The organism is uncultured Acinetobacter sp. (genome assembly GCF_947624825.1).
GTDB lineage: Bacteria > Pseudomonadota > Gammaproteobacteria > Pseudomonadales > Moraxellaceae > Acinetobacter.
Map to the genome: position 1 here is coordinate 33,761 of NZ_CANQLZ010000002.1, position 19,579 is coordinate 53,339.

Sequence of the window (19,579 nt, forward strand, 5' to 3'; positions counted from 1 at the left end):
AAAAAGCCTGCATACAGCAGGCTCTTTTTAAGGCTTATTGGCGAATTTGACCGTCGCCAAACACCACCCATTTTTGTGAGGTTAAACCCTCTAAACCGACAGGACCACGGGCATGAATTTTATCGGTTGAAATGCCAATTTCAGCACCTAAGCCATATTCAAAACCATCGGCAAAACGCGTTGAGGCATTAATCATCACCGAGCTTGAATCGACACGCGCTAAGAATTGACGTGCAGTGCTAAAGTTTTCAGTGATAATTGAATCGGTGTGATGTGAACCATATTGATTAATGTGATCAATCGCTTCATCAACACCTGAAACCACTTTAACGGCCAAAATTGGACCTAGGTATTCTTCGTACCAATCTTCTTCTGTGGCAGCAACAACGCTGTCACCTAAAATGCGACGCGTTTGGGCACAGCCACGGAGTTCAACTTGCTTTTGGGCATACAGTTCAGCCACGCTTGGTAAAAAAACGTCAGCTACTTTGGTATCTACCAACAAAGTTTCCATGGCATTACATACGCCATAACGATGCGTTTTGGCATTTAAGGCAATTGGTAATGCTTTTTGTAAATCGGCTTGTGCTTCAACAAAAACATGGCAGTTGCCATCTAAATGTTTAATGACTGGAATACGGGCATCATTGGTAATACGTTCAATTAAGCCTTTACCCCCACGCGGTACAATCACATCCACATATTCGTTCATGGTGATTAATTGACCCACCGCAGCACGGTCGGTGGTATTAATCACTTGCACGGCATGCTCAGGTAAACCGGCAGCTTTTAAACCATGTTGCACGGCTTTGGCAATCGCTTGATTAGATTCAAGTGCTTCTGAACCACCACGTAAAATAATCGCATTACTTGATTTTAACGCCAATGAAGCTGCTTCTAAAGTCACGTTAGGACGTGATTCATAAATCATGCCCACCACGCCTAAAGGTACGCGCATTTTACCGAGCTGAATACCGGATGGACGATAGGCTAAATCGGTGATTTCACCAATTGGGTCTTTTAAGCCAATGACATCTTTTAAACCCTGCAACATGCCATCAAAGCGTGCGGGGGTAAGTTCTAAACGATCAAGTAAAGCACTATCTAAGTTATTGTTACGCGCTTTGGTCATGTCAATTTGGTTGGCTGCTAAAATGGCAGCTTGGTCATTTTGAAGCGCCGTGTAAATTGCGGATAACGCAGCGTTTTTGCTTTGGGTAGACGCACTCGCTAACATGCGTGATGCTTGGCGTGCTTGTTGTCCTACCGTTTGCATATAATGTTCAATAGAATCTTGCATAGCGGTTTGATCAGTTAAAAAATACGCTTTGATAGTAGCAGGTCTAGCGATTGAGATTGAAGTGTTTCTTAAAAAATTATTGCAACACATTCAGTTAAATTAAACCCAAGCATAGTCATGCTATGCTCAGGTTTAAAGCTTGGCTTATGATTGTTTAAATGCACTGATGCGATCGCGTACTTCACGCCACGTTTCACCTAAATTAAGTTCTTCACCAATCTCAAGGCTTGGAATGTTGCCACGCATACGCTCTAAACGTGCTTGATTGGGCAATGGTAAATCTTGAATGGCATCTAAAGCCAGTAATTGCGCTGCACGATCATTACACACCAAACCCATATCACAGCCGGCTTTTAGTGCCGCTAAAATACGGGCATCGGCACCACCTGCCACGCAAGCTGCTTGCATGCTTAAATCATCTGAGAACAGCACACCATCAAATTGCAGTTGTTCACGTAAAATGCGTTGTAACCAAAATTCAGAAAAACCGGCCGGATTTGGATCAACTTGTGGATAAATCACATGGGCTGGCATTAAAGCATCAAGTTGGTCTTTTAACTGCACAAAGGTCTGCATATCGTGTGCTTTAATCTCGGCTAAACTACGCAGATCAATCGCTGCTGCCACATGTGAATCGGCTTTAACTGAGCCATGACCGGGAAAATGTTTGCCTGTGCTTGCCATACCTGCACGCTGCATACCACTTAAAAAGGCTTGAGCAAGGGCAATAATAGCTTGTGGATTTTTGGCAAAACCACGATCCCCAATCACATCACTAATATCATTAATATCCAAAACTGGGGCAAAGCTAAAATCAATCCCCACGGCTAAAACTTCAGTAGCCATGAGCCATCCACATTCTTCACAAAGGCTCAAGGCACGCTCAGGTTCGCTTTGGTAGAGTTCACCAAAACGCCCCATGGCAGGCAACAAAGTAAAGCCTTGTCTTAGGCGTTGGACACGACCGCCTTCTTGATCGACCGCAATTAAAATATCGGCACGAATTTGACGCATATGATCGGTTAAGGCACGAACTTGAGCGGGTGATTGAATATTACGACCAAATAAAATCACGCCACCCACCTGTGGGTGTTGTAACAGTTGAATATCTTCTAGATTTAAAGTGGTGCCTGCAATATCAAGCATCAAAGCGCCGATCATAGCGATGTCCGTGTTAGAATTTTCAAGGAAAGAGAGCTGCATTGTGCAATGATTTGCTACAGTTTGTCAGCAGACATTATGATAAAACTACACGATAAACACAGATTGAACAAAGTAGCATGAGTTGTAGTTCACTGCGGTCTTGCCAGATTCAATAGAAGGAAAAATTTAGACATTATGAAACTTCAAACCATCGCGTGTGCCGTTGCTGTTGCAACGGGTGGATTCTTCTTTACTCATGTGGTGAGTGAAGCAATTGCAGCCAATGACGCAACCACGGTCGCTCAGGCCGCAGGTCAAATTCAGCCGACTCAAGAACAAGCCTTAGTGACGCGTCAATTGGCAACCTTGGTGGATCGTCAACATTATTTAAATCAGCGTTTAGACAGCCAAATGTCAAAACGTATCTTAGATTTTTATATTGATAGTTTAGATGCCGACCATTCTTTGTTTTTAAGCTCAGAAGTTGAAAAATACCAAAAACAATATGGCGCAACTTTAGGCATGGCATTAAAGGCAGGTGATTTAACAGCACCTTATGCCATTCATGCGCTGTATCGTGAGCGTTTAACTGAGTTTTATCAGTTTATGCTTGATGAGCTGAAAAAACCGCAAAACTTAAAGCAAAAGAATGTTTTTATTGATACTGACCGTGAAAAAGCCCCGTTCTTTAAAACCAAAGCAGAGCAACAAACGTATTGGCGCAAAATGTTGGTGTCGCAATTAATTAATCTCACCTTAAACCGTGAAGAAGAACAGGCCAAACAAAAAGCCTTAAAAGAGAATCCAAGTTTAGCCAATGGGCAAGATTTATCAGGCCCTGAAGATTTAACGCCTGAGCAGACCTTAACCAAGCGTTATACCCGTCAGTTAGAGCGGATTAGCCGTCTAAAAAGCGATGATGTGCTAGACAAAGCCTTAAATGCCATGACCTTAAGCTATGATCCACATAGTAGTTATTTCCCACCACTTGATGCGATTGAACTTAATCGTCAAAGTTCATTGCAATTAGAAGGTATTGGGGTCTCCATTCGCCCTGATCGTAGCAACGAAGATTACACCAAGATTGAAACCATTGTTGAGGGTGGTCCTGCCAGCAAATCAGGTCAGGTCAAATCGGGTGATCGTATTATTGGTGTGGGTCAAGATGGCGAGAAAATCGTGGATGTGATTGGCTGGCCAAGTAAAGAAGTGGTGGGCTTAATTCGTGGTAAACGTGGTACCAAAGTCCATTTACGTTTACTTGGTCCGGGTGCATCGTTAAGTCAAGCGCGTGTGGTGACGCTAAGCCGTGATGTAATTCAAGAAGAAGATGCCGGTGTGCGTAGTCGTACCGTGAACATTAGCCGCGATGGCAAGCAACACACCTTAGGGGTGATTGAGATTCCATCGTTTTATTTAAACTATCGTGCGCGCCGTGCCGGTGATCAATATCGTTCGGTTTCAGAAGATACTAACAATGCATTAAAAGCCTTAGCGGCACAAAAGGTTGACGGTATTATTGTGGACTTACGTAATAATCCGGGTGGTTCATTAGAAGAAGTAGCACGTATGTTGGGTCAAGTGGTTCAATCTGGACCTGTGGTGCAAATTCGTGATGGTAATGGCAATGTCAGTGTGTTTGAAGACAACGATGGTGGTGCCCAAACCTATGCTGGACCTTTGGCGGTGATGATTAACTTAGCTTCGGCATCTGCCAGCGAGATTTATTCAGCAGCCATTCAAGATTATGAGCGTGGAATTGTGATTGGTAGCCCAACCACAGGTAAAGGCACAGCACAAGTGCAGCTTGATAGCTTAGCTTATGGTCAAGCAACACTTACACAGCGTAAGTTCTATCGCATTACCGGTGGCAGTACCCAAAATAAAGGCGTGATTCCAGATATTCAATTGGTGGATATTTACAGTGAAGAATTTGGCGAACGTAAAGCTAAAAATGCACTTGAATGGGACACCATTAGTACAGCACCGTTTAAACGTGAAGGGTCGGTGCGCCCATATGTGGCACAGCTAGCAAAAAGTTCACAAGTACGCGTCAGCCTAGATCCACAGTTTAAGTATTTAGAGCAACGTAAAGCCTTGGTTAAAAAAGCTGAAGAGAAAAAAAGTGTCGTGCTTGATTTAGACCAACGCCGTGCTGAATTATTGGAACTTGAGCAAAAAACCTTGGCGGCTGAAAATGCCCGCCGTGTTGCCACAGGTCAAAAACCGTATGCCAACTGGGAAACTTATCAAGCGTCTATTGATGCCTTATCGGAACAACGTGCCAAAATGAAGGCAGCCCAACGTCCAGCACTGCCTGAAGAAGAGGCATTTGTGATTGAGTCGGCGCATGTATTGTTAGACTATGTTGGTTTGAAGAAAAAATAAACAATCAATTACCAATTTGTGGTATTTATGTATTTTTAAAAAGTCGACTTTAGTCGACTTTTTTTAATTTTGTTAAATAGTTGTGATAGATTACTCAAAATATCCTTTTAAAAACCACAATTACCTGAATATAACAAGTTGGCTGCTACTTGACCTCACCGTTGAAGTGTTAGATTCTAGTCACACTTATTCGTCTAACAAAAAGTTTGTAGTATTGACTACATTTGGGGAAAATTTTTTGTGCAGCATTTTACTGCAGACTAGACGAATCAAGCTTATGGAAGTCAATGATGGTACATCTCCATTATGAGCTGAGTCTGGTTGCAGGATCAGTGGCTGTAGCATTAGTCGTTTGTTATTTTGCCGTCTCGATCCAACAACTATTATTTAAAGGCTTACGCAAAGAGTTAGAAAAAATTGTTTTGCTCGGAAGCGGAGCAACCTTAGGTGCTGCAATTTGGTGTATGCACTTTATGGGTATGCTCGCCTGCGATTTTCCTGCGCCTTATTCTTTTGATTATCCACTCACCATTTTGTCTTACTTTATTGCCTTTGTTGCCTCGACTTTTGCAATTTGGTTAAACAATCGCCCAAGCTTATCTCTAGTACGTTTAGTATTGGGTTCATTCCTCATGGGATTGGCCATTACAGGTATGCACTATACCGGTATGATGGGGTTAATCGTTGAAGGTTATAAACCGCGTTACAACGTGTTATTGGTGTTATGTTCCATTTTTATTGCAGTGAGTGGAACAGGTTTAACCTTTTGGCTGTCATTTAAATACAAACATAATGTTAAGCGTAAATTGCTGTTTAAAGCTGCAATTGCTTTGATGATGGCATTGTCCATTATTGGTATGCATTATACCGGCATGGCAGCCGTGCGATGGGATCTTGGTGATCATGCCTTATTTGAAGGAGTGGTCGCCTCAGAAGAAGGCATTTTATTGTTTAGTGTCATCTTTGTCACCAGCTTGATTTTAATGGCTGCTTTTGTGGTGGCGATCATGGATCAGCGTTTAGAAGAGCGTAGCCGACAACTGTTTAAACTGAATCAAGAATTGGTCAGTCAAGCTTTAAAAGATAGCTTAACCAAGTTGCCAAATCGTTCTTTTTTAACTGAATATGCCGATACTTTGTTTAGTCATCACCAATATCATCATCATAAGCTTGCCTTTATTTATATTGATCTTGATCAGTTTAAGACTGTGAATGATGGTTTTGGGCATCATGTAGGAGATCAGCTCTTAGTTCAGATGACAGCACGTATTCACCGCAAACTCTCACCCAATGAAAAATTACTGCGTATTGGTGGAGATGAGTTTTTACTGATTGTAGAACGTGCCACCTTAGAACATACCATTGATTTGGCTGAGCAAATTTTATTAACCATCCAAGAGCGTTTCTTAATTGCTTGGAAAGAGGTTCATATTTCTGCCAGTATGGGGATTGCCATGTATCCTGAACATGGACAAAACCTACAAGATCTACTCATGAACGCCGATGCTGCAATGCTGACCTCTAAATTTCAAGGGCGTAATACCTATTCTATTTACAATTATTGCGTACAATCAGAAGAAATTAAAAGCCAAAGTCGCTTGGTCAATGAATTGTATAAAGCGGTTGAAGAACACCAGTTTATCTTATTTTATCAGCCTAAATTTACCTGCAGCGACTATCAAGTGTGTGGGGTTGAGGCTTTAATTCGTTGGCAACATCCACAATTGGGTTTACTTGGTCCGAATTTGTTTATCCGTGGTGCTGAACAAACAGGTTTAATCATTCAAATGGGCTATTGGGTCATTGAAGAAGCACTCAAGCAAATTCAAATTTGGGAACAAGCAGGACGTCAGTATTTCCCTATTGCAGTGAATTTATCAGCTGTTCAATTTGAGCATAAGAACTTATTGAGCACCTTAGAGCAGCTTTTTGAAAAATATCCTGTCAATCCTGCACATTTAATGCTTGAAGTGACTGAAACCACAGCCATGCATCACATTGATACAACGATTGAAACCTTCCAAAGGTTGCGTAGCATGGGCATTCAATTGTCTATTGATGACTTTGGTACAGGTCATTCAAGCTTTTTGTATTTAAAAAAGTTGCCGGTTAATGAGCTTAAAATTGATCGTGCATTTCTTTTAGATCTAAAAGCAAACTCCAAAGAAGAAATGATTTTAGAAAGTATTATTCGCTTGGTGATCAAACTTGGCTTGATTGTGACTGTAGAAGGGGTTGAGCAGCAAGAGCAAGCCGATATTTTAAGACGTTTAGGTTCACAGCAGCTACAAGGCTATTTGTTTGGTATGCCTATGCCAATTGAAGAATTAGAACAGATGTCATTGCCAAAACTACCCTCGTAAAATCCTATACAATTGCTTGACAATATTTTTTTGGGGATAAATTGGCAAATTATGCCAATCTATTTTTCGGCCCGATTGAACTTTTTAATCTAATTGAGCAATATTTGCACGCATCGTTTAAAGCTATATCTTTAGATATTTTATATATTAAAGTTGACTAAATTAGTTTGGATTATAATAAATAAAAACAAATATTTAAAACAAATCAGAGTGTTTGTATCGGGTTTTTTATCTGCCTCCTTATACCATTTATCGGCAAAATAGGATGATTTTATTTTATGCAGATAGCAATATTTTTTAAATATGTGAAGCAGTGCGTCAATCTCTTAAAAATGGCGAGTATTGCCACTATCAGAGTTGTGATAATCTTGCGCTGAAAAACTCTCTCCCAGCAGCAGCACTTTGAGGTAGGCACCATTGAGCAAGGCGATTTTTACAACACAGCACATACGTGGTTTTACACTGATTGAATTAATGGTAACGCTCAGTATTTTAGCCATCATTACCTTAATTGCGACGCCATCGTTAGCCAGTGCTTTAGAAAATCAAAAACTCAAACAAGCGGCGATTGATGTCAAAGTGGCATTGCAAGATTTACGTAGTCAGTCGGTATTAACCAACAGTGAACGTGCATTATGTATTGCAAAAATGGGTGAGTCTGTAGCTGAGTGCGGTAAAAGCTTAAAGGGTTATGCACAATTCAATGACAATCAAAAACAACAAAGAATTGACGCTTTGCAGCTTGATGAAAAAGTTTATGTAAAGCCAGGCAGTTCTACTGAGTTTTTATTTAGTTCACAAGGCTATACCACTCAACAAACCTTGACCTTATGTGCAGGTGAGCGCTCTTATGCCATTACGGTTTATATGCCAGGTCATGTTGATGTAAGTCAAGCCGGAGCATGTACATGAATCTACATGCGCAACGAGGGGTTGGTTTAATTGAAGTGTTGGTTGCCATGTTGATTTTATCGGTGGCCATTTTAGGTTTTGTGGCGTTACAAGTTCGTGCCACTGTGGCCACAGAAGAAGCTTTAAAGCGCTCTGATGCCTTAATTTTACTCAATGGTTTGGCTGAAAAAATTCGGGTGAACAGTAGTGGCAACTATCGTGTGAGTATTCCCACTGCTTTACCAAGTTGCGCGACCACACAAGATTGTAATGTAGATCAACAAGCACAATTAGATTTGTATCAACAGCAGCAAGTCGCCAACAGTAAAACTATTCAAATAGGGGTGGATTTTTGTCCTAATACCTCAGCGCAACAACAGCGTTTATGTCTAATTGCTGCTTGGAATGAAACTCAGCCTGTAATTGCAGCGCGTAGTGTTGAGCATCGTTGCTTAAATGATAATGGTTCAGACAATGCAGTAGCACTAGATGCAGGTCGTTATGCCAATGATCCAGACTGTTTAGTGTTGGAGGCATACTAATGATTAAGCAACAAGGTTTTACCCTGATTGAGCTGATGGTGTCTTTGACGATTGGTTTATTGTTAGTGGCGGTTGCGGTGCAATTATTTATAAGTGCTCAGGTGAATTATCAGATTCAGCAAGCCGCGTCCACCGTGCAAGACAGTGGGGTATTTGGTTTAAACAATGTCACTAAAAATATTCGTTTGGCCAATCATGGTAATGGGGGTGCCATGAATGATCAAAGCCTATATGGTGGGATTGTTTTATCAGACCAATATGTTGATGTGACCAAAACACTACAAGGCAATTTACATGGCTTGAAGGTACAAGAGACAGCAATTGAAGGGCAAAATTACGTTTCGGGTAGTGCAACTACGCCAAGTGCTTTTGGGTCGCTCAATAGTGATCAATTGGTGGTGATGTATCAAGCGCCTATGGACATGCGTACCTGTACTGGTCGGCAAGTGCGCGGCCCCAACCGTAGCTTAACTGAGCTTAAAAAAGGTTGGTATGTGATTGAAAAGTATTATGTAAAGAAAAATGCTGATCAAAGCGCTGATTTATACTGTTCTGATAGCGTCTTTATTGCTCAAGGTGAAAGCACACCACAACGTCTGCTTGATGACCAAGAAGATTCTTTTAGTATTGAAAACACCGAAACTTTAATGGGCGATTATGGCTCAAGTGAAGGACATTTGATTGCCAGACATGTTGAATATATGCGTGTGCAACTCATGGTTCGTCATCAAAATCAACGTACAGGCACACTAGATGTAGCAGCGTATAACGCTTTAGCTTTGAATGAAAATCAAACTGCACGACCTGCGATTATTGGGGTGAATTTAGCGTGGTTGGTGCGTTCATCTGAAAAAGTACCAAGTTCAACACAACGTCAGTATCAAGTTTTAGATAAAAACCTTGCTGTACCTGATGATAAGTTTATGCGACAAATTTATAGCACCACAATTGCACTGCGTAATGGTGGTTTGGGGGATGTCATTCAATGAATAAACAACATGGTGCCACCCTTGTTATGGTGTTGATTTTATTGCTGCTGATTAGTGTGATTGGGGTGTATGCCATTCAACAAAGTATTTTTAGCTTAAAACTTGCCACCAATGCGCAGGTACAAACTTTGTTAATGCAAACTTCCGACGTGGCGTTGGATCATTTTGAAAAAAACTTTAAATCAAATGAGGCCAATAGTTTAGCCAGTACCCCTGTGGGCCAAGTTTTATTGGCAGGTAACCAAGGTCGAGAATTACAGTTTTGCTTTAAACCTACACAAGTGGGCAATAATGCAGGCAAAGGCTCGTTTTTTGATTTATCAGAATTTCGTATTATTGAGCGTTTGAATATTGCTCAAGCCAAGGGTGTTAGTGGGGCTTTATCCGGTGATATTAATGCAGTATGTGACCCTGAAACCATGTTCTCAATTAGTCGTAAAGCGGTGGTTACACAAGTGGCAGTGGTGAGTCCAGATGACCCAACTGTGGAAATGGGACGTTTTGATTTAACCACTAAAAATAGTGACTTGAAAGACGTGAATGTGGAAACCAAGCGTGTACGCGTTATTGTCACATCATTTGCACCCGCTTTGGCTTCAGGTGTGAGTATGGATGAAATTAAAGTCTGCTTACAAGAGCGAATGATGGATGACACTTTACTTAAAAATCGTGCTGATCCTGCGATTAATCCTTCACAAGTGAAAGTGGAAACAGTACACGAATGTTTAAATCAATTGGGCGTGCCGCTTAATACACAGTTAGCAGAGTATGTTGTGCGTTTGTCTGAGACAAAGCGCTAATCGGGTTGGGGAAGAAAATCATGAAATTAAAACCGCTTGTCAAATTCATGGCCTTGCTGCCCGTAGCAATTGTGCCAACTTACGCCAGTGACTTAAGTATTTATAAAGGCAATCAACAGGGTAAGACCTCAATTTTCTTAATGCTTGATACTTCAGGTAGTATGGGGATTAGCTCTTTGGTGATGCCAAAGGATAATGTGTTTGGTAGCCCAGGTGATGTAGATAGTGCCTTATGTGACCGTACATCGGTGGCGGAATATCATGCTAATCGTACGAGCACGACCAATTTTAAAGAGTGGACCTATAATTTAAAAGACACTAAATGGGGTAGTCCAACGTATAACAAAACAGCCATCTATAAAACTGTGGTGATTGATGGTGAAACGATTCCTTATTACATGCGTGGCTGTACCAAAAACGGAGTTACCCAATATGACCGTCTATCACGTCTAAAAGATGCCATTTTACCTTTGTTGGCCAGTCAAAAACTCAACGACAAAATTGTCATGGGTTTGGGGCATTTTTCTTCAAAAACTGAAATTAATGTCTCAGAAGCCAACAATAAATTAGTGGATGGTCACTCAGGTACAGTTCTGGTGCCTAATGCACCTTTAACACCTGAACATCGTAAAGATTTGGCCAAAGCGATTGCCCAGTTTAAGTCACTTGATACCATCAGCAATGAAGATGGCACAGCCAATAGCAATTTAAAACTCTCAAGTATTAATTATCCTAACGTCTATAAATCATCAAGTGGTACACCAACTGCGCATGCTTATGCTGAATCTGGTGCTTATATGATGGGCACAGGCACAGGTGTGGATGACACCCATAATAAGCTCACTAAAATAGACTACATGTACGATGGTTATATGGTGATGCAAAAAGGGGAGGAACAGGTTTACTTTATTTGTGTGGAGCTAGGTCCAGAGTTAACTACAGCACTTGGTGCAAAATATAAAAACGTGAAGCAATGTGTCAATAACTGGCCAAGCTATGATTCTGGTCAAAAGACGCTCGCTAAAGGCACCATTGATAAAGGGGTTTACCGTCCAGACAACACGCAAGCATCTGGGTGGAGCCGTGTCACAAGCCAAGAAAGCTTTATGCAATGGACCGATGATTTTAATGAGGCATGGGATGTCTTTAGAAAATTACCTGTGGGCTGGCGTTACGGCGGTTGGATGAAAGTGGATAACGAGCCACTCGATATTGAGCCGATTGTGGGTACAGTATGGAGTGGTTATGCAGGTGGTTCCAATGGTTTGGTTTCTTATCGTACCAACCCATTTGCATTGATTGAACAAAGCGCAGCAACCTCGTACACCGACAATATGGTAGGTGGTTTCCGTTATTCAGTGGCAAGTGCAAAAAAATCAGATCAAAGTAATACCTATATTGCTGGTGCTTCTGAAAATAGCTGTGATGGCAACGGGATTTATTTCTTAACCGATGGTGCGCCAAACTCCACCAAAGATGCCATGGCACAAGCGATTATGAACCATTCGCTGACCTCAGCCCATGCATTTAAAACTAAGCCAACCAACAATATTTTAAAATCACCAAAATTACAGTCAAATCTATTTACAGGTGAAACTGGCGGTTGGGAATATATTGGTGAGTATGCCAAAAAACTCAATAACAAAGCGTTAAACCCTGCGGGCGTAAGCATTAAAACAGCGGTGGTGGGCTTTGGTTCGACCTTTGAAGGTTTAAGCAGAAAACCAGATGGCAGTTATGATTGCGACTCAACCAGCAACGAAGATGTAAAAAATGCCTGTAAGTGGGGCAGTAAAGGCTATGGCTATGGCGAAGGTGGTTTCTATCAAGCTACTAATTCAGATGATATTGCCAACAGTATTGTTGAGTTTGTAGAAACACTTAAAGTTGATTTTACCCCATCGAGTTTAGGTTCGATTTCTGTACCCCGTGATCCACTTGATCAAACTCAGCTGATGACCACAGGTTTCTTCCCAATGGTCATGCCACAAGAAGACAGCAGTCTGCGTACATGGGCGGGTAACCTTAAAAAATACAATATTGTGGATGGTACTTTAAAAGATACCAGTAAAAACCCAATTTATAACATTGTAAATAATCAGCAAGTGATTAACCCGGCTGCCAAAGATTTATGGTCGCAGCAAACAGATGTGGATCATTCATTGGTGAATAGTGGTGGCGCGTGGCAAAAAATTCCTGTGCCATCTATGCAAACCCAGGACACTGACCCAAGTAAACCAAGTGCTGAGCGCCGTGTGTTTATTATGGATGAAGGTGACATTAAGCAGGTTACAAAAGACAACCTAACCAAAGGGATTTTCACCGAAGAAATTGAAGATTTAAGTATCCGTCAGCGTTATGCTTTGCTCAACTATTTGGGCTATCCAGTGGCATTGCCTGAAGGCATTAAATTGACTTTATCAAAAAGTGATATTGAAAAAGTCACGCAAACCCCACAGAGTCCTTATCGTTATTTAGGCGGGGTGGTTCATTCAACGCCATTATTGGTGACCCAAGAAGCCAAACTCGACCCAAATGGCAAAACCGTGCTCAATGGGCGTAATGAGTATGTAGTTTATGGCTCAATGGAAGGTGGCTTGCATATTGTTGATGCAAAAACCGGTGAAGAAAAATCAGTTTTTGTGCCTAAAGAGATTATAGAAAATCAATATGACACATTGGCTCAAGAATACTCCAAAGGGATTGTTGCTGAAAACAAAACCGGTATTGCCTATGGGGTAGATGCGCCGTGGACTGCCGACAATACCTTTAAGGTAAAAGTGGCAAATGCCAATAACCAAACCACCGCACAGTATCAAGCTGACCGTTTAAATATTTATGGTGGTTTACGTATGGGCGGCGAGGCATTGTATGGTTTGAATATTATAAATCCAACCAATCCAGAGCTTTTATTCCATTTGCATCCGGGCTTGTCAGAATTTTCACGTATGGGACAAATTTGGTCAAAACCGACAGTGACTGAATTACGTGTAGGTGGTGAACGTCGTAAAGTTCTCATTTTTGGTGGTGGTTATGACGCCAGTGTGTATGAAGAAGAGGCAGGTAAGTTTGTAGAACCGACCACCACAGCCACTAAAGGTAATGCTTTATATGTGGTTGATGCCGAAACAGGCGAATTGATTTGGATGACCAGTGCCAATACTACAGGTATTCGTGAAGCGCATAAAAAAACCGAGCAGTCACAAGTGTTATACAGCGTTGTTGGTCAGCCTGTAGTGCGTGATTACGATGCTGATGGCTTGGCAGATATGATTTATTTTGCTGACCTTGGTGGCCAAATTTTCCGTGTTGACTTAAACAACGTCAATCAAATTAGTTTAACTCAAAAAAACAATTTAGCCATTCGTGTTCAGCGTATTGCCAACTTGCGTGAGGCAAGCATCGACAGCGAAAACGAGCGTCTTAATCGTCCAAGTTTTGTACCTCGTTTTTATGATCGTTTGACCACGGCTGTGTTTGACGCAGGACAATCACGTTTTGTGTTAATTACAGCAGGTTCAGGTAACCGTAGTTTCCCACTTGAAACCACTCAAGCGCGTAATAAGTTGTATGGCGTGTTTGATTACGATGCAGCCATGAATGGTCTTGAAAAACCAAGCTTTGCACAAGATGTAGGTTTAAGTGTTGAAGCCACTGAAAATAACATGGCAGCGCGTGGCTTATTGGGTCGTGGTGTAACCAGTCTAAGTTGGGGTGGTGGCAACATGAACAATGACCAAATTCGTGCCAATATGGGGCGTGTAGCAGGTCAATATCGTGGTTGGGCATTTGAGCTCAATTCGGTTGCAGATACCAATCAAGAAAAATTTGCCAAATCTTTTGAAGAATCGCAACTGATTGCAAGTGACTTATATATCAACTTATACGATCCAAAAGCCACTTTAAATAATGTGGCCAATACCTGTGGTGGTGGGGTACAAGGTTTATCCACTATTCACCGCGTCTGTGCGCCATTTGGTGATTGCGCCGCTTATGTCAAGCAAGATTATCAAGGCATTACAGGGCCGACTTTAGGTGCAACAGGGGACAGTAATCGTACCTCAAGCTTAATTGGACCGATTACCGCTACTGAAGAAGCTTGTGTGGGTAAATGTGATGAAGATAATCCTCAATTAACCGAACAGCGCTTAAAGCAATATTCTCAAGCCCGTGTGATTAAGCCGACTCGCTGGTTTGAATGGTGATTGAATGAAAGCCCAGCACGGATTTACCTTAATTGAACTGATGGCTGTGGTGGTGATTGTGGCAATTTTTGCTGCAATTGCTATCCCAAGCTATGAACGTTACATTGCACGTAGTTACCAAGCCAAAGCACAAGCTGAGCTGTTAATGCTCTCGGAGCGTTTAGAAAGTTACCGTGGGCGCCAACTTAATTATGCAGGATTTATTGCAGAATATGAGACTGAAGCCGGAGTGGTGTATTTACCTAAAGATGCCACGGCTGAAAAATACCGTTATAAAGTGCAAATTTTAGATAGCAATACCCATAAAGATTTACAGCAATCTGTGATTGGTCAAGGCTATAAACTCATTGCAACACCGTATCAAGATGGACAGCATTATTTACGTGAATCACCGAGCTATTTACTCACCTCGGGGAGTCAAAAGTGTGCAAGTTTAGATTTACTGGTCGCCACAGCCACAGATTGTGGTGAAAAACCTCAGGAATGGTAAGCATGAAAGTACGTGGTTTTACGCTTGTTGAGTTAATTTTAGCAGTCGCGGTGATTGCTATTTTGGCAGCCATTGCGATTCCTAACTATCAAACATATGTGCAAAAATCTAAACGCGTTGAAGTGCAAGCGCATTTAATGATGTTGTCGCATCAATTGGCCAGTTATAAATTGGTCAATCAAAGTTTTAAAGACATGAATATCAGTAAATTAGGCGGTGCAGATTTTCCTGCGTCCAATCCTAATTACAGTTTAACTTTAACCGACGTCTATGGTGTGGCTTTAGATCAAGATAACAGTAGTACAAGTACTTGGCTTTTGGTGGCAACGCCCACCGCCAATTCCACACAAGTGGGTACCGGCAAAATTACCCTTATGCATAACAATGAAAAATGTTGGTATGAAGATCAAGACGATGCTGCAACGCATATTCGTAAAGAGGCCTCAGGCAGTTTAGTGCTCCCCGATTGTCCAACGCCTTGGCAAGATTAAAAAGAGGTGTGTGAATCGGCTGTTGTTTGAAGTGCAAGAAAAGACAATAGAACAAGCAGACCGATTCGGCTACAATATCGCTAATTTTTATCTATTTGATCAACTCTGATCTTTGCACTGCACATCTTGCAGTAGGTGTATTTCCATGAGCTTTACAGATGAATTAGCGGCACAAGTCGCTCAGCGTCGTACTTTCGCGATTATTTCCCACCCAAATATTTGATATCTATTTAAGCCCATTCAACCTATTTCAAATATAATAATAAAAGCATTGTAAGTGATGTAAAAATATAAAAATATTGATATTCTTTATCTGGTATATCTTTCAACCCCATTCAATAGATTTCAAGTCTAGTCAGTATGTTTGTGTACATATGTGTGTACACATTTTCTAGAATTTTCTATTTGAAAAAAAATATGTACACAGGTGGAGTAAAATGCCTTTAACAGATACGTGGCTTAAGAAGAATCTAGATCGTGAACGTTCAGCTATACATACAGAGTCTGATCAAGATGGATTGAGCGTTCGTGTATCGCAAAAAGGAAAACTCACTTTTCAGATGCGTTTTCGATATAACGATAAGCAAGCTCGTTTAGACTTGGGAACCTATCCAAATATGAGCCTTAAAGAAGCTCGTATTGAATTGCAGAAAATGAAAGCAATTTTAGAAAAGGGACATGACCCACGTATTCATAAAAAAGTAGAACTTCACAAGATCACAGAGGCTATAACTTTTGAAGCGTTATTTCGTGAGTGGCATACGAAATATAGTATTCCAAACAAAAAAAATGCAGATCAATATTTAAGATCATTTGAACTATATGTTTTTCCTAAGTTGGGGGAAATCCCTGCCGAGCAAATTACATTACACATGTGGTTAGATTTACTAGAAGAGCAATTTAAACAGTCGCCATCAATTACTGATCGCATTCTTACGAATACAAAGCAGTGTTTGGATTGGGGGATTAATCGAAAATTAATTGAGCAAAATCCCATAAGACATATCACTGGAAAGCGTGACTTAAATATTAAGAAAAATAAAACTGTTCGAGTATTACAAGATGATGAGTTGTCTTTAATTTTTAAAATTTGTGATGAGTCTAGAACATCATTAAGGAATGTTTTATTTCTCAAGTTATGTTTGTTTTATGGTAATCGATATAGTGAGTTGAGGCTTGCACGGAAATCAGATTTTGATTTTAGTAAAAATACATGGACAGTACCGTATGAAAATCATAAGACAGGAGAAAGTAAAGGGGACATTGTTCGACCTATTATTGATGAGATCAAACCGTGGCTTCAGTCTGCAATGGATTTGAGTAATTCTGAATACATTTTCCCACATGAAAATGGCAAAGAGCCAATGGGGCGTAGTGGGCCAACAGATACCCCTTATAACTTCATGCAATTTGCAAGGAAGAATTATAAAATTGAAATGGATCATTGGTCTATGCATGATTTACGGCGTACAGCAAGGACAAATTTCAGTGCGTTTACAAGTAGGGATGTTGCGGAACTGATGGTTGGTCATGTGATGCCTGGGGAACAGGGGACATATGACTATTATGATTATCAAAAAGAGATGTCGAAGGCTTATAAAAAATGGTGGAAAAAATTAAGTAATCTGTCTAGCTAGACAGATTACTCATTTGGTTGTTATTGAAATATTTGATTAGCCATTCGTTAAACGTTTCTTCATCCCAAAGGCTAGTAGAGCCAGCGCATTTCTTAATAGGTTGAGGCATTGGTTGCTCGAACATTTTTTGATTAGGTTGTTGGTAACGCCATAAAGTCGATGCAGAGCAATTTTTGAGTTTGTGGCGAATTTCTTTAGATGTTAAGTAGCCCATATCTTTGATCCTTTTGTGATTATCGCAATTAGATAAAAGAACTAATTTTTTAACCTTAAATATTGGCTGGAAATCAACCTATAATGTTAAAACTATTAGATCAGTTCATTGATGGGGTAACTATAAAATTTAGAAAATGTTTAAAATAGAGCAGTACGCATATCTAGAAATATAGTAGTATTATGCTATGCAATTATCTGTATTTTAATAAATTATGATTGACAAAAAATTATCAAGGTTAGAGCAGCTTGAGCAGGATATATGGTTAAACTTTTGTTACTACTATCAGTGTGAATTGGATAATGAATTAATAGAAACGGAGAATCAATCATATATTGATCAAAAAGAAAAAATCATAAAAAGAATGCAGCAGAATGATTTCCCATTGAGTGAGCAGTCAGCTTTTCATTTAGAAATGATGGGGGATGTGGTTTCAATCCCTTTCAAGCCATTCCAGATTGCACAGCTTTTAATGCAGATAAATACATTAAGACTTGAGGTGAATAACTTGCCTGCCAAAATTTTCCAAAGGCAATATTCAGATATTTTAATTGCTTATGTGCAAATGCTTGGTGGGGTGGAGTTTATTCAGAACCGTACAATTGCCAAAAGTGCAAAGGCAATTATTGCAGTCAAAGCTCGTTACGACAAGCATTTATATCCAAGACGGGAAATTTTATATCGCACTTTAAGAGAGCAGGTGGCGAGTCGTGGCAAATGGGTTAATTTGAATCAAGCTGTTCATTTTGTGCTTGATGATCTGGTCAAAGCTTTTGAGGTTTACGATATTGAATGGCTTCAGTCTGAACTTGTGCTTAAGCAAAAAATGCTCAGTGAATTAGAGCAGGAGAGTAAGCGGTTGTACGCTAAAGCTCAGTCTGATGGCCTGCGAAGAAAGCCAGCATCAATTGCGAAAAAAATAGAAAAATTACAGCTCGAACTTAACAATCTTAATCAGATACTGAAAGCAAAATACCCTTCTAAAGAGATGGAAAAGTTTGGGTATAAGATGCCTTATAGTGGTGGATACATTGCTGAAACCATCATTCATGAGCTCCGAACTCAGCCTACTATCTTGTCGGAAATAATACTTTGATCAATTCTTAGTATTTTTTTTTGAATGGATTCAATTGATCTTCACGTAAATGTGAAGATCCAGCATTACTTTTTATGGTGGGGTGCTCAGTATCAGAGAGGTCTTTAGGTGGATTCTCAGAGACAGGGGAGTCATGGTGAGTTGATAAACCTTTTGCATAACTTGAAGGCTTAGTGGAGATGGTAGTATTTTTATGAGAGTCTAGGTCGGTACTTACATTAAGTGGGACTACTTCATCAGAGGTTGGTTTCAAAGAAGCTTTGATGTTGAGCATTTTATCTTCAAGTCTAGATTTTAGTTTAGTAATAATTTCAGCTTGTGCTGCTTCTTTTTCAATTTTATCAAAAGACTCGTAGATGCTATCAATATCCTCTTTAAAGGAAATGTATTGATCAAGCATTTTCAGTTTTAGTGTAATAGCCACACATTGGTTGAATAAATACTCTTGAATTTGGTTGTCATAAGCTTGCTGCATTTTTAATGTATTTTCTGACCGTTTTGTAAGTAATGCTTCATTACTTTTTGCCACTTTAAGTTGTTCTTGTAAATCTTCAACCTGCAATTTTAGTTTAAATTTGTCTTCATCAAAATTTTTAATCATATGCTCAAGTGTTGTAGAGGCATTTGCGTGTTCCAGCTTTCTTTTGATGTTCTCTAACTTTAATTTGGTGTTCTTACTTATTCTTGCTTGCAAATGCCCCTTTGATTTGTGATTTTTCCGGTATTTAAACTCTCTGAATTTTTTACGAATGATTTCATATAACCGTTTTGAAATGGTCATTACTTCCTTTGTGCTTAGTACAGCTACTTCAGCATATGGACCTAAATTATTGTGCTGAGTCACTGAAACATAAAATTCATTGGGATAATTTTTAAGCCACTCATTCTTATTCTGTAGTATGAATTCTTCTTTAAGCTCTCGATCATTTTGAATCCAGATAGAAAGGTGCTCGTAGGGTCTTGCCATATTCTTGTCTGTAGGAAATTATTGACTTGATTGATATTAACTTAATATTATATTAATGTTAAA

15 protein-coding genes are annotated in these 19,579 nt (G+C 40.1%); 11 read left to right on the top strand and 4 right to left on the bottom strand.

Annotated features, from left to right (window positions below):
* Positions 1-34 precede the first annotated feature (34 nt).
* On the bottom strand, positions 35-1,300 hold the full coding sequence (locus tag Q0017_RS01090; protein WP_298141795.1) for a glutamate-5-semialdehyde dehydrogenase: 1,266 nt from the start codon (positions 1,298-1,300) through the stop codon (positions 35-37).
* Between the two features lie 144 nt (positions 1,301-1,444).
* Positions 1,445-2,461, bottom strand: coding sequence for a beta-N-acetylhexosaminidase (gene nagZ, locus Q0017_RS01095; RefSeq protein WP_298141797.1), 1,017 nt, complete (start codon positions 2,459-2,461; stop codon positions 1,445-1,447).
* A gap of 177 nt (positions 2,462-2,638) precedes the next feature.
* Here nagZ and Q0017_RS01100 point away from each other — a divergent pair, with 177 nt between their 5' ends.
* The 10 genes from Q0017_RS01100 (at position 2,639) to Q0017_RS01145 (ending at position 17,239) form a co-directional block, all read left to right on the top strand.
* Positions 2,639-4,831, top strand: coding sequence for a carboxy terminal-processing peptidase (locus tag Q0017_RS01100; protein ID WP_298141799.1), 2,193 nt, complete (start codon positions 2,639-2,641; stop codon positions 4,829-4,831).
* Between the two features lie 290 nt (positions 4,832-5,121).
* Positions 5,122-7,194, top strand: coding sequence for an EAL domain-containing protein (locus Q0017_RS01105; RefSeq protein WP_298141801.1), 2,073 nt, complete (start codon positions 5,122-5,124; stop codon positions 7,192-7,194).
* A 417-nt stretch (positions 7,195-7,611) separates the two neighbouring features.
* On the top strand, positions 7,612-8,106 hold the full coding sequence (locus Q0017_RS01110) for a GspH/FimT family pseudopilin (protein ID WP_298141803.1): 495 nt from the start codon (positions 7,612-7,614) through the stop codon (positions 8,104-8,106).
* Positions 8,103-8,627 carry a type IV pilus modification protein PilV gene (gene pilV / locus Q0017_RS01115; RefSeq protein WP_298141805.1) on the top strand — a complete coding sequence of 175 codons (525 nt, stop codon included), beginning with the start codon at positions 8,103-8,105 and terminating at the stop codon, positions 8,625-8,627. Before Q0017_RS01110 ends, pilV begins: the two co-directional genes overlap by 4 nt.
* Positions 8,627-9,616 carry a PilW family protein gene (locus Q0017_RS01120; RefSeq protein ID WP_298141808.1) on the top strand — a complete coding sequence of 330 codons (990 nt, stop codon included), beginning with the start codon at positions 8,627-8,629 and terminating at the stop codon, positions 9,614-9,616. Before pilV ends, Q0017_RS01120 begins: the two co-directional genes overlap by 1 nt.
* The gene (locus tag Q0017_RS01125) at positions 9,613-10,416 is read left to right on the top strand and encodes a PilX N-terminal domain-containing pilus assembly protein (RefSeq protein WP_298141810.1); all 804 of its coding nucleotides are present in this window, start codon (positions 9,613-9,615) and stop codon (positions 10,414-10,416) included. The genes Q0017_RS01120 and Q0017_RS01125 overlap by 4 nt, the downstream gene beginning before the upstream one ends.
* A 20-nt stretch (positions 10,417-10,436) precedes the next feature.
* Entirely contained in the window at positions 10,437-14,621 is a 4,185-nt protein-coding gene (locus tag Q0017_RS01130) for a PilC/PilY family type IV pilus protein (protein ID WP_298141812.1), read from the top strand.
* Between the two features lie 4 nt (positions 14,622-14,625).
* A complete protein-coding gene (locus tag Q0017_RS01135) occupies positions 14,626-15,111 on the top strand; it encodes a type IV pilin protein (RefSeq protein ID WP_298141814.1) in 486 nt (161 codons plus the stop codon).
* Between the two features lie 2 nt (positions 15,112-15,113).
* Positions 15,114-15,602: a type IV pilin protein gene (locus Q0017_RS01140; RefSeq protein WP_298141816.1), complete on the top strand. Its 489-nt coding sequence runs from the start codon at positions 15,114-15,116 to the stop codon at positions 15,600-15,602.
* Positions 15,603-16,039: 437 nt separating this feature from the next.
* Positions 16,040-17,239, top strand: coding sequence for an integrase arm-type DNA-binding domain-containing protein (locus tag Q0017_RS01145; protein ID WP_264718098.1), 1,200 nt, complete (start codon positions 16,040-16,042; stop codon positions 17,237-17,239).
* Here Q0017_RS01145 and Q0017_RS01150 read toward each other — a convergent pair.
* The gene (locus Q0017_RS01150) at positions 17,232-17,453 is read right to left on the bottom strand and encodes a hypothetical protein (RefSeq protein WP_000541018.1); all 222 of its coding nucleotides are present in this window, start codon (positions 17,451-17,453) and stop codon (positions 17,232-17,234) included. The two genes, Q0017_RS01145 and Q0017_RS01150, sit on opposite strands and share 8 nt — an antisense overlap.
* Positions 17,454-17,667: 214 nt before the next feature.
* Between Q0017_RS01150 and Q0017_RS01155 the strand changes: the two genes are divergently transcribed.
* Complete coding sequence (locus tag Q0017_RS01155; RefSeq protein ID WP_298141821.1) at positions 17,668-18,549, top strand: hypothetical protein; 882 nt, start codon at positions 17,668-17,670, stop codon at positions 18,547-18,549.
* A 7-nt stretch (positions 18,550-18,556) separates the two neighbouring features.
* On the opposite strand, the gene Q0017_RS01160 is transcribed toward Q0017_RS01155, so the two are convergent.
* Positions 18,557-19,516 (bottom strand): amino acid ABC transporter substrate-binding protein, encoded by a 960-nt coding sequence (locus Q0017_RS01160; protein ID WP_298141822.1) that lies wholly within the window; start codon positions 19,514-19,516, stop codon positions 18,557-18,559.
* Positions 19,517-19,579: the final 63 nt, after the last annotated feature.